This is a genomic window from Actinophytocola sp., assembly GCF_050699935.1.
Classification (GTDB): Bacteria; Actinomycetota; Actinomycetes; order Mycobacteriales; family Pseudonocardiaceae; genus Actinophytocola.
In genome coordinates, this window is the sequence record NZ_JBOHGB010000095.1 from 1 (window position 1) to 12,046 (window position 12,046).

The 12,046-nt window shown below is 71.2% G+C and carries 10 protein-coding genes; 8 read left to right on the forward strand and 2 right to left on the reverse strand.

The annotated features are described in order from the left end of the window. Positions 1–919: 919 nt before the first annotated feature. From ACRDTB_RS25540 to ACRDTB_RS25550, 3 genes are all read left to right on the forward strand, one after another. Positions 920–2,014 carry a vWA domain-containing protein gene (locus ACRDTB_RS25540; RefSeq protein WP_431434325.1) on the forward strand — a complete coding sequence of 365 codons (1,095 nt, stop codon included), beginning with the start codon at positions 920–922 and terminating at the stop codon, positions 2,012–2,014. Next, the gene (locus ACRDTB_RS25545; protein ID WP_431434284.1) at positions 2,007–3,125 is read left to right on the forward strand and encodes an XdhC family protein; all 1,119 of its coding nucleotides are present in this window, start codon (positions 2,007–2,009) and stop codon (positions 3,123–3,125) included. Before ACRDTB_RS25540 ends, ACRDTB_RS25545 begins: the two co-directional genes overlap by 8 nt. A 196-nt stretch (positions 3,126–3,321) precedes the next feature. Continuing rightward, entirely contained in the window at positions 3,322–4,026 is a 705-nt protein-coding gene (locus ACRDTB_RS25550) for a transposase family protein (protein ID WP_431434286.1), read from the forward strand. Positions 4,027–4,458: 432 nt separating this feature from the next. Here ACRDTB_RS25550 and rarD read toward each other — a convergent pair whose 3' ends face one another. Both rarD and ACRDTB_RS25560 read right to left on the reverse strand, forming a co-directional pair. After that, positions 4,459–5,415: an EamA family transporter RarD gene (gene rarD / locus ACRDTB_RS25555; protein WP_431434288.1), complete on the reverse strand. Its 957-nt coding sequence runs from the start codon at positions 5,413–5,415 to the stop codon at positions 4,459–4,461. A gap of 28 nt (positions 5,416–5,443) precedes the next feature. Beyond that, positions 5,444–6,025, reverse strand: coding sequence for a dihydrofolate reductase family protein (locus ACRDTB_RS25560; RefSeq protein WP_431434290.1), 582 nt, complete (start codon positions 6,023–6,025; stop codon positions 5,444–5,446). 155 nt (positions 6,026–6,180) lie between these two features. Here ACRDTB_RS25560 and ACRDTB_RS25565 point away from each other — a divergent pair, with 155 nt between their 5' ends. The 5 genes from ACRDTB_RS25565 to ACRDTB_RS25585 all read left to right on the forward strand — a co-directional run bounded on the left by ACRDTB_RS25565 (position 6,181) and on the right by ACRDTB_RS25585 (position 12,038). Then, on the forward strand, positions 6,181–6,705 hold the full coding sequence (locus ACRDTB_RS25565) for a (2Fe-2S)-binding protein (RefSeq protein ID WP_431434292.1): 525 nt from the start codon (positions 6,181–6,183) through the stop codon (positions 6,703–6,705). Then, positions 6,705–9,083, forward strand: a complete 2,379-nt coding sequence (locus ACRDTB_RS25570; protein WP_431434294.1) for a xanthine dehydrogenase family protein molybdopterin-binding subunit — start codon at positions 6,705–6,707, stop codon at positions 9,081–9,083. The genes ACRDTB_RS25565 and ACRDTB_RS25570 overlap by 1 nt, the downstream gene beginning before the upstream one ends. Continuing rightward, entirely contained in the window at positions 9,080–9,934 is an 855-nt protein-coding gene (locus tag ACRDTB_RS25575) for an FAD binding domain-containing protein (protein WP_431434296.1), read from the forward strand. The genes ACRDTB_RS25570 and ACRDTB_RS25575 overlap by 4 nt, the downstream gene beginning before the upstream one ends. A gap of 75 nt (positions 9,935–10,009) precedes the next feature. Then, positions 10,010–10,849, forward strand: a complete 840-nt coding sequence (locus tag ACRDTB_RS25580; protein WP_431434297.1) for an SRPBCC family protein — start codon at positions 10,010–10,012, stop codon at positions 10,847–10,849. Between the two features lie 49 nt (positions 10,850–10,898). Next, complete coding sequence (locus ACRDTB_RS25585; protein ID WP_431434298.1) at positions 10,899–12,038, forward strand: CapA family protein; 1,140 nt, start codon at positions 10,899–10,901, stop codon at positions 12,036–12,038. Positions 12,039–12,046: the final 8 nt, after the last annotated feature.

The window sequence follows — 12,046 nt, forward strand, 5'->3', positions numbered from 1 at the left end:
TCGCCGGGAGCCGTCCCTTCCGCTCCGAAGTGGACGGCTCCCGCTTGACCGTCGGGCCCGGCGTCTCGGACGAACCGTCCCCGGCCGGCAATTGTGATATGCGGGCCATGGAATTCATCTCGGTTCGATATCCGCGCGTGTGGCCAGTATTTGTCCAAAATTCAGTTCGCGCCCGCCGCCGGTGGGCTGGTCGGATCAATTGTCCCTTGCGCTATGGTCTCCTCGGCGGAGCACGGCGACGCTGACTTCCTGGTCGTTAACGAGAGGCGCCAGGATAATGGGACAATTTCACAGCTGTGTGTCAGGTGGCGCAGATCGATTCCCCTGCCCGTGCGAACCTCGAATTGTCGGGGTAGCCGGGGAAACATAGGGGAGGGCGAGAAGGTGCGAACTTACTGCCCGATCTCGTTCGCGCTCAAACTCGCGTTGTTCTGCCTGATCCTGGGGTTGGTCGCCGGCATGTGGCTGAGATCAGTCGCTCTGTCCACGCCGGACTCCTGGCCCGCCCGGCCGCCGTCGACCCAAGTGACGGATGGGTCGCTTGGGCAACCGGGAGGAGAGGACCGGTGATGGAGTCACACGAGTGGACCGACCTGGTCGCGACGCTGGTCTCGCGGATCGGCTGAGTCGTTCCGGGACTGGGGGTAGGTTGGGCCGGCCGGGGTTTCGCACCCGGCCGGCCCACTCTTGGTTGTTCCACCGCACGCCATAGGTGAATCTCATCCACACCGGCCGGCGCGATCTGTTCGAGACGCGGCCGTGGTTCGTGATTCGGTGATCGCCACAGCTGCCGGGGAGTGCGGTGTGGATCGAACCGGCCGTCCGGCAGTGCTGGCCGTGAGTGAGTGGCCGGCACCTGAGAGTAGCCCGTCGAACGAGTAACAATGAAGGGGTGCAGCCGTCCGACACGCTCGACCCGATGCCGGGTCTGGTCGGCTTCGCCGCCGCGCTGCGGGAGGCGGGACTGCCCGCCGATGCGATGCGGGTGCAGGCCTACCTCGGCGCCGTGCGGGCGATCAACGTGGCCGACCCGGACCAGGTGTACTGGGCGGGCCGGCTGACCCTGTGCGCCGAGCCGGACGACCTGCCGCGCTACGACGAGGCGTTCGCCGCGTGGTTCACGGCCACGCCACCCCGCCGCCGGCGACCCTCCGCGCCACCCCGGCCGCGGCAGACCACGATGGCCGCGCTGACCGACGTGTCCGGCAACGGCTCGGCGCCCGAGCGGGAGACCAACGAGCTGAAGGTCGCGGCGAGCGACACCGAGGTGCTGCGGCACCGGGACATCGCCGGGCTGACCGCCGCCGAGCGCGAGCACCTGCGTGAGCTGATCGCCTCGCTGCGGCTGGACCCGCCGCTGCGCCGCTCGATGCGGTTGCGGCCGTCGCGGACGGGCCGGCTGGACGTGCCGAAGGTGCTGCGCGTGATGCGGGCGGCCGGGGGTGAGCCGATCCGGCTCGCCTACCGCGACCGCGGGCGCCGGCCGCGCCGGGTCGTGCTGCTGGTCGACGTGTCCGGCTCGATGACGCCGTATGCCGACGCGCTGTTGCGGTTCGCGCACGCGGTGACCCGCGCGGCGCCGGTCAGCACCGAGGTGTTCACCGTCGGCACGCGGCTGACCAGGATCTCGCGCCAGCTGCGCAAGCGCGACCCGCAGGAGGCGCTCGCCGCGGCGTCGCGCGCGGTGCCGGACTTCGCCGGCGGGACCCGGCTGGGGGAGACGCTGCGCGCGTTCCTCGACCGGTGGGGGCAGCGGGGAATGGCCCGGCGGGCCGTGGTCGTTCTCTTCTCCGACGGCTGGGAGCGAGGCGACGCCGCGCTCCTGGGCGAGCAGCTGGCGAGGTTGCGCCGGCTCGCGCACGCGGTGCTGTGGGTCAACCCGCACGCCGGCCGGGACGGCTACGCGCCGGTCCAGTCGGGCATCGCGGCCGCGCTGCCGTACCTGGACCTGCTGCTGGCCGGGCACAGCCTGGCTACGCTCGAGGAGCTACTGATGGAGGTACGCCGTGCGTGACGTGCTGGACGAGCTGCTGCGCCGTTACTCCGCCGGCGAACCGACCGCGTTGGGGACGGTGGTGGCGACGTTCTCGTCGGCGCCTCGGGCGCCCGGGGCGGCGATGCTGGTGGCGCCGGACGGGACGGTGTCGGGCAGCGTGTCGGGCGGCTGCGTCGAGGGCGCGGTCTACGAGCTGGGCCAGCAGGTGCTCGAGGACGGCACGCCCGTGCTGGCGCGCTACGGCGTGAGCGACGACGACGCGTTCGCGGTGGGCCTGACGTGCGGCGGGATAATCGACATCTACACCGAGCGGATCGCGCCGGCCGACTTTCCCGAGTTCGCCGACCTGGCGAAGTCGATCCAGAGTGAGGAGCCGGTGGCGCTGGCGACGGTCGTGGCGCACCCCGACCCCGCGCGGCTGGGCCGGCGGATGGTGATCTGGCCCGGACGGACCTCCGGCGACCTCGGCACGTCCCGCATCGACGACGCGGTGGCCGACGACGCGCGCGGCATGCTGGCGAGCGGGCGGACCGGCACGCTGCACTACGGCGCGGAGGGCGAGCGGCGCGGCGAGGGCATGTCGGTGTTCGTGAGCTCCTTCGAGCCGCCGCCGCGCCTGTTGGTGTTCGGCGCGATCGACTTCGCCGCGGCGATGGCCCGGCTCGGCTCGTTCCTCGGCTACCGGGTGACGGTGTGCGACGCGCGGCCGGTGTTCGCGACGAAGAGCCGCTTCCCGGACGCCGACGAGGTCGTTGTGGACTGGCCGCACCGCTACCTCGCGGCGGAGGTGGAGACCGGCCGGATCGACCAGCGCACGGTGATCGCGGTGCTGACCCATGATCCGAAGTTCGACGTGCCGGTGCTCGAGGTCGCCCTGCGGTGCGACGTGAGCTACGTCGGCGCGATGGGCTCGCGGCGCACGCACGACGACCGCATGGCGCGGCTGCGCGAGGCCGGCCTCACGGAGGAGGAGCTGGCCAGGCTCTCCTCGCCGATCGGGCTGGACCTCGGTGCCCGGACGCCGGAGGAGACGGCGGTGTCGATCGCCGCGGAGATCATCTCGCTGCGCTGGGGCGGCGTGGGCCGCCGGCTCACCGAGGCCACGGGCCGCATCCACCGCGAGCCCTGACCGTCCTTCGCGTGCTCCTGGTCCGGCGTCGCTCGCTGCTTCTGGTCCGGCGTCGTAGGTCACGGTTGTCCACAACCGCCCCGCCTGTCCACATGTGGATCTTGCGAGCCCTGCCCGACACAACGCGCCGGTAGACTGGCGTGGTGGGGGGTGCCCCCGGGACAGGGTCAGGGTTTCGGCAAAGTCGATCATTCTGATGGGTGCAGGCGCGATCCTGGTTGGTCATGTGGTTGTTGAGGCCCATGATCGGGAGAGTGTCGTGCCATCATCGTTGATTCCTGTCGCGTTCATCCGGTTGGTCTCGTGTGTTCCGCAGGCTGTGGTTGGTCTGTGTCGCTTTCTGGCCGTGGTGCCCGGTCCGTGTCGGCGTCGCGGGGTGCGGTATCGGTTGGTGACTGTCCTCGCGCTGGCGGTGGCTGCGGTGGCGGCGGGTGTCCGGTTGTTGACGGCGATCGGGGAATGGGCTGCCGACCTGCCGCAGCGGGCGCTGGGGGCGTTGGGGGCGTTGGGGGCGCGTTGTGATGGTTGGTTCGGCCGTTACCAGCCGTCGACCGAGGTCACGGTGCGTCGGGTGCTGCAATGCGTGGACGGCGATCACCTCGACGCCGTGCTCGGCGCGTGGACCCGGGACACCAACGGTCGGGACACCAACGGTCGGGACATCAGCCGTGCGGCGGTCGCGGTCGATGGCACAACCCTCCGTGCCCGGTACGGGCGGCGCTGGGGTCCACCTGCCCGGCGCCCTGCCCTGGCCCGACGCTCCCGCACACCACACCCGTGGCACCGGTCACGGACGTCACGAACACCGCACCATCCAGGTGCTACCCGCCCCCCGAGGGAGCCGGCTTCCCCCATGCCGCACAAGCATTCCGTATCCAGCGCCACACCACCCGCACCCTGACCGCGACATCCACCACGACCACGGTCCTGGGCATCACCAGCCTGCCTCCCGGACCACACCGACCCACCCCGCGTCGCCGAACTGGTCCGCGGACACTGGGCCATCGAGAACCGACTGCACTGGATCCGCGACGTCACCTACAACGACGACCACTCCCGCCTGCGCACCGGACAAACCCCCCGCACCATGGCCAGCCTGCGCAACCTCACCAGCTCCGCCCTACACCCGACCGGCCACACCAACATCACCCGACCACTACAACTACTCGGCATCACACCCTGAACAACACAAAGACCTTGCCGAAACCCTGCCGGGAACGGGTGGGGCGTGGTCATCGCGCGCGCGAGCGGACGCGTGCGGACTTGCGCGCGAGCGGATTGGTTGGGGCTGGGCGGTTTTCGGGGTGTGACGGGCCGCCGAGGGGCACGCGGGTCAGGTTGGTTCGGGGGCCTCCAGGGCGCGTGGGGTTCGGGACGCGCGCATGCCGTCCACCGTCAGGACGATCAGGCCGAGCCACACGATCGCGAAGCCCAGCCAGCGCTCCGGCGGCATCTGCTCCTGGAACACGAGCACGCCGAACGCGAACTGCAGCACGGGCGCCAGGTACTGCAGCAGCCCGATCACCGACAGCGGGATCCGCACCGCCGCGCCGCCGAACGCCAGCAGCGGCAGGGTCGAGACCAGGCCGCCGCCGGCCAGCAGCAGCGCGTGGCCCACGCCGAGCGAGAAGAACGTGCCCGACCCGGACGCCTCGAGCAGGCAGATGTACGCGAGCGCCGGCACGAGCGAGATGGCCGTCTCGATCCCCACCGACTCGACCGCCGGCACGCCCGCGAGCTTCTTCACCAGCCCGTAGGTCGAGAAGCTGAACGCCAGCAGCAGCGCCACCCACGGCACCTGCCCGTAGCCCACCGCGAGCACCGCGACGGCGACCGTGCCCAGGCCGACCGCCACCCACTGCCCGGCCCGCAGCCGCTCGCCCAGCAGCAGCACGCCGATCAGCACCGACACCAGCGGCCCGGTGAAGTACCCGAGCGCGGTCTCCACCACGCGCCCGTTGGTCACGCCCCAGATGTACCCGCCCCAGTTGAGCGCGATCAGGACCGCCGCGAGCGCGAGCAGCCCCAGCCGCCGGCGGGAGGCGAGTACCGCGCGGACCGTCGCGAACACCGTGCCGCGGCGCAGCCACCAGAGCACCGCGAACACCACGACCAGCGACCACACCATCCGGTGCGCGAGCGTCTCCAGCGCGCCCGCCGACCCCAGCAACGTCCAGTACAGCGGGAAAACGCCCCACAACCCGTACGCCGTCGCGCCGAGTGCCACGCCGCGGCGGTGCTCCGACGACGCGTCCGGCAGCCCGCGCCGGCCGGCGACGGAGGAGATCACGTCACCGACTGTAACGTCGCGAACGACCCTACGAACGGATGTAGCGCAGGATCACATGGCCGCTGTCGAACGTCGTCAGGTCCGCCCGCTGCCACGACGACGTCGAGAACCCACCGTTGATCATCGGGACTCCCGTGCCGAGCATGATCGGGTACAGCTTGACGATCACCTCGTCGATCTCGCCGTACAGCGCACCCGCGAGCCGCGCGCCGCCGGCCAGGTAGATGCCGAGCCCGTCCTCGGCCTTGAGCTCGCGCACGCGGGCGGCCGGGTCCCCGGCGACGATCTCGATCGCCGGGTCCGGCGTCGACAGCGTGGCCGGCAGCGTCGTCGACACCACGAGCTGGCGCAGGTGCGCGTACGGGCTCGTGACCCGGACGTCGAGCGCGGGCTGGTAGGTCACCCGGCCCTGCACGATCGTGTCGAACCGCTTGTTCGGCGCGTCCGCGATGCCCAGCCGCGGCCGCACGTGCGACGGGAGCGTCTCCGGGTACTCGTCGCACAGGTGCGCCAGGTACGCCTCCGGAGTGGGGAACATGTCGATCTCGTCGCTGGGTCCGGCGATGAACCCGTCGAGCGACATGGCGATCAGGTACGTCAGCTTTCGCACGGCGCTTCCTCCCTCTTTCGCGCACAGATCCACTTTTGCCCGACTGGACTTGTCCGATCGGTCCGGCAGGGGCAGGCTCCTACAGGTGGTGTGAGGACGCTCACGCATACCCGAACCGACTAGCCGAGGCCGTCTGCGTCGTATTTGGAGGCCCCATGCGCATCACCGTGACCGTTGACGGAACCAAGTTCACCGACGACGTCGAACCACGCCAGCTGCTCGTGCATTATCTGCGCGAACGTCTCGGCAAGGTCGGCACGGTCGTGGGCTGTGACACGAGCAACTGCGGTGCGTGCACCGTGCATCTCGACGGGCACAGCGTGAAGTCCTGCTCTGTGCTCGCGGTACAGGCCGACGGCAGCGAGGTCACCACCATCGAGGGACTCGCCCGCGACGGCAACCTGCACCCGGTCCAGCAGGCCTTCCACGACCACCACGCCCTGCAGTGCGGTTTCTGCACGCCAGGGATGATCATGCAGTCGATCGACCTGCTGGCCGACAACCCCGACCCCGACGAGCAGGCCGTGCGCGAGGGCCTCGAGGGCAACCTCTGCCGGTGCACGGGCTACCAGAACATCGTGCGCGCGGTCCGCGACGCGGCCGCCCACATGAAGGGCGGCGCGGGCCCCGAGGCGGAGCGGGTCGCCGACGCGAGCCAGCCGGTGGGAGGCGGTAACTGATGACCGCGACCCTGGAGCCGGAGGTCGGCAAGTCGCGGCGACGCAAGGAGGACGCACGCCTGATCGCCGGCCGCACCCGGTGGACGGACAACCTCACGCTGCCCGGCCTCGTGCACATGGCGGTCCTGCGCAGTCCCATGGCACACGCCCGGATCACGAACATCGACACGTCCGCGGCGAAGGAGATGCCCGGCGTGCTCACCGTGCTGACCGGCGCGGACCTCGCCGACGAGCAGGGCAGCCTGCCGTGCGCGTGGCCGATCTCCGAGGACATGAAGTCGCCGGACGCGCCGGCGATGGCCGTGGACAAGGTCAACTTCGCGGGTGAGGCGGTCGCGCTCGTCGTGGCTCGCAGCGCCTACGAGGCCGCCGACGCCCTCGAGTCGATCGACGTCGACTACGACGTGCTCCCCGTGGTGCTCGACATGGCGGCCGCGACCGCCGAGGGTGCCGACCTCGTCCACGCCGACCTCGGCACCAACGCCAGCGCCACGTGGGTCTTCGACTCCGCGGAGGCCGGGTCCGGCGGCGACGTCGAGCAGGCGATCTCCGATGCCGAGGTGCTGATCGAGCGGACCTACCGCCAGCAGCGGCTGATCCCGGCGTTCATGGAGCCGCGCTCGGTGGTGGTCGACCCGACCGGCGAGCAGTTCACCATGTGGTCGGCCACCCAGATCCCGCACATCCTTCGGCTCATGCTCGCGATGACGCTGTCCGTGCCCGAGCACAAGGTCCGCGTGATCGCGCCGGACGTCGGCGGCGGGTTCGGCGGCAAGCTGCAGGTCACGCCCGAGGAGGTGCTCACCTTCCTGGCCGCGCGGCGGATCGGCAAGCCGGTCAAGTACACCGAGTCGCGCAGCGAGAGCCTGCTCTGCGCGCACCACGGGCGTGACCAGATCCAGAAGCTGACCATGTCCGCCCGCCGCGACGGCACGGTCACCGGGCTGAAGGTCGAGCTGCTCGCCGACATGGGCGCGTACCTGCGCCTGGTCTCGCCGGGCATCCCGATCCTCGGCGCGTTCATGTACAACGCGATCTACAAGTTCCCTTCCTACCGGTTCGTGTGCACCAACGTGTTCACGAACAAGACGCCGACCGACGCCTACCGCGGCGCGGGCCGCCCCGAGGCGACCTACGCGATCGAGCGGCTGATGGACGAGCTGGCCGCCGAGCTCGGCATGGACCCGATGCAGGTCCGCGAGCAGAACTGGATCTCCCACGAGGAGTTCCCGTTCACCACGGTCGCCGGCCTGACCTACGACTCGGGCAACTACGAGGCGGCCACGGCGAAGGCCATGGAGCTCTTCGGCTACGACGCGCTGCGGGCCGAGCAGCGCGAGCGCCGCGAACGCGGCGACCTGGTCCAGCTGGGCATCGGGATCTCGACGTTCACCGAGATGTGCGGCCTCGCGCCGTCGCGGGTCCTCGGCGCGCTGTCCTATGCGGCGGGCGGCTGGGAGCACGCGGCGATCCGGATGCTGCCCACCGGCATGGTCGAGGTCGTCACCGGTTCCTCGCCGCACGGCCAGGGCCACGAGACGGCGTGGAGCCAGATCGTGGCCGACCAGCTCGGCGTGCCCTTCGAGGACGTCGAGGTCCTGCACGGCGACACGCAGTCCTCGCACAAGGGCATGGACACCTACGGCTCGCGCTCGCTGACCGTCGGCGCGATGGCCGTCGTGGCCGCCGCGGACAAGGTGAAGGCGAAGGCCGCGAAGGTCGCCGCGCACATGCTGGAGGCCGGCGAGGACGACGTGGAGTTCGCCGCGGGTGCGTTCCGGGTGAAGGGCGCGGGCGCGCAGGCCACCGGCGTGTCCATCCAGGACGTCGCGCTGGCCGTGTTCGCCGCGCACGACCTCCCGGACGGCGTCGAGCCGAGCCTGGACTCGGAGGCCACGTTCGACCCGGAGAACTTCTCCTTCCCGCACGGCACGCACCTGTGCGCGACCGAGGTGGACACCGAGACGGGCGGGGTCACGATCCGCTCGTACGTCTGCGTCGACGACGTCGGCAAGGTGATCAACCCGCTGATCGTCGAGGGCCAGGTGCACGGCGGGCTCGCGCAGGGCATCGCGCAGGCCCTGTTCGAGGAGGCCGTGCACGACGAGTCCGGCACGCTGACCACGGGCACGCTCGCCGACTACCTGGTGCCGTCCGCGGCCGACCTGCCCTCGTTCACCACCGACCGCACCGAGAGCCCGTCGACGACCAACGTGCTGGGCGTCAAGGGCGTCGGCGAGGCCGGCACGATCGCCTCGACCCCGGCGGTGGTCAACGCGGTCGTCGACGCGGTGCGCCACTTCGGCGTCAACGACATACCGATGCCCTGCACACCCATGCGTGTGTGGCAGGCGATCAAGGCCGGAGGTGCCCAGTGATCCCCGCCGCGTTCGACTACGTCGCACCGACCACTGTGGACGATGCGGTCCGGGCGCTGGCCGAGGCCGGTGAGGACGCCAAGGTGATCGCCGGCGGCCAGAGCCTGCTGCCGGTGCTGCGGATGCGCCTCGCCGCCCCGTCCAAGCTGATCGACCTCGGCCGCGTCGGCGAGCTGCGCGGCGTCCGCGAGGACGGCGACGCCCTGGTGATCGGCGCCATGACCACGCACTACGACGTTGAGGGCGACCCGCTGATCGCCGAGCACGCCGCGCTGCTGGCCGCGGCGACACACGCCGTGGCCGACCCGCAGGTGCGCCACCGCGGCACGTTCGGCGGCTCGCTCGCCCATGCCGACCCGGCGGGCGACCTGCCGGCCGCGGCGCTCGCACTGGACGCCGAGATGGTCCTGTCGGGCATGGACGGCCGGCGGACCATCCCGGCGGCGGAGTTCTTCGTGGACTTCTTCACCACCGCGATGCGGCCGGGCGAGATCCTGTGCGAGGTGCGGGTGCCCAAGCTCACCGGCTGGCACGCGCACTACGAGAAGTTCAACCGGGTGGCCCAGGCGTGGTCGATCGTCGCGGTCGCGGCGGCGGTCCGCGTCGAGGGCGGCTCGATCGCCGAGGCCCGGGTCGGGCTCACGAACATGGGTCCGACCCCGGTTCGCGCGACCGCCGTGGAGCAGGCCCTGGTCGGACGGCCGGCGACGGCCGAGGCGATCAAGGCGGCGGCCGAGCACGCGGCGGAGGGCACCAGCCCCACGACCGACGGCAACGCCGACGCCGAGTTCCGCCAGCACCTCGCGCGGGTGCTCACGTCTCGTGCGGTGGCCGCGGCCGCCGGCGCGTAGCGTTGCCAGGAAGGACGCCTTTCAGACGCTGGGTGTCAGGAAGGCGTCCTTCCTGGGCTTTGAGGAGGGCCACACGTGAAGCTCGAGCACTCGTTCTCCGTGCCGGCGGACCTGGACACCGTGTGGGCCGCGGTGCTGGACCCGGAGCGGGTAGCGCCGTGCATGCCCGGCGCCAGCCTCGCCGAGGTCGAAGGGGACTCGTTCAAGGGCACGGTGAAGGTCAAGGTCGGCCCGATCTCGTTGCAGTACAAGGGAGCCGGCGAGTTCCTGGAGAAGGACGAGGCGGCCCGCAAGGTCGTGATCAAGGCGTCCGGCAAGGACGTCCGGGGCAACGGCACCGCGTCGGCCACGGTCACCGTGACGTTGCGCGCGGAGGGCGAGAGGACCACCGGCTCGGTCGACACCGACCTGTCGATCACCGGCAAGCCGGCCCAGTTCGGCCGCGGGCTGATCTCCGAGGTCGGCGGCAAGATCCTGAACTCGTTCGCCGGCTGCCTGGCCACCAAGCTCGCGCCCGGCCAGGACGCGGCCGCGGAGCCGGCCGAGGCGCCGAAGAAGGCAGCGCCGAAGAAGGCAGCGCCGAAGGCCGAGTCGAAGGGGAAGGAGCCGGCGGAGTCGCCGAAGCTGTCCGTCGTAGCGCCCGAGCGGGCCGAGCCCGCCGGGGCCGAACCCTCCGACGCCGAGCGCGCGGAGGCCGTGCGGACGGGCGCCCAGGCGGGCCGGACCGCCGCGAAGACCGCCCCGCCGCCCACGGAGAGCAAACCCAAGCTCACCGCCGTGGAGCCCCAGCCGGAGACCGAGCCGATCGACCTGCTGGCCTACGCGGGGCCGTCCGTGGCAAAGCGTGTGGTCCCGTTGGTGGGTGCCCTGGTGGTCCTGGTGGTGGTGTTCCGGCTGCTCCGACGTCGCAGTTGACGACGATTGGCTCTTGAAACTCGGGTGCGTGCACCGAAAGAATGCGCGCGTGCGCCGATGGTTGCTGATCACGTGCGGAGTGTCAGCCCTGGTCGCTGGCTGCTCCAACGCGTCCAGCGGCGGCATCACCATTCCCGAACCGGAACCGCCCGCGACTCCGCCGCGGTCCGCGCCGGCCAGCCGCCCGGCGGGCGGCTCGTTCACCCTTCTGGCCACCGGCGACGTGCTGATCCATCCGCCGCTCACCGAGCAGGCCATCAAGGACGGCGACGGCTCGCGCGACTTCACCGACATGTTCGCCGGGGTCCGGTCCGCGGTCGAGTCCGCCGACCTGGCGGTCTGCCACCTCGAGGTGCCGCTCGCCGACGCGCGCGGTCCGTTCCTGGGCTACCCGACGTTCTCCGCGCCGCCCGAGGTCGCCGCCGGGCTCTCCGCCACCGGGTACGACACGTGCTCTACCGCGTCGAACCACACGTTCGACCAGGGCGCCGAGGGCGCGGCGAACACGCTGGACCTGCTGGACGGCGCCGGCATCGGGCACACCGGCTCGGCGCGCACCCTGAAGGAGGCGAACACGCCGCTGGTGAGTGACGTCGGCGGGGTGAAGGTCGGGCAGGTGTCGTACACGTTCGGGTTCAACCTGGGCGTCGAGCCGCCCGAGCGGTGGATGGGCAACGTGCTCTCCGTCGACAAGGTCCTCGCCGACGCCCGTGCCGCGCGCAAGGCCGGGGCCCAGGTCGTGATCGCGAGCCTGCACTGGGGCGACGAGAACGTGTCCACGCCGTCGGCCTTCCAGCGCAAGACCGCGAAGAGGCTGCTCTCCGACGCGGCGATCGACCTGATCGTCGGCCACCACGCGCACACCGTGCAGCCGTTCGAGAAGATCAACGGCAAGTGGGTCGCCTACGGCCTGGGCAACCAGCTCGCCCGCCACGAGGATCCGCGCGGCGCCACCGAGGAGGGCGTGATGGCCCGCTTCCGGTTCAGCCGCAGCGATGACGGGTGGACCGTCGACCAGGCCGAGTACTTGCCGACGCTGATCGACCTCGGCCCGCCGATCCGCGTGCGCAACCTCACGACGGACACCAGCGTCGACCCGAAGCGCCGCGCGGACGCGCTCGTACGCACCGATCGGGTCATCCTGTCGTTGGGCGCCGCCGAGGAGGGGCTGACGCGACCTGGTGGGTAACGTGCGTG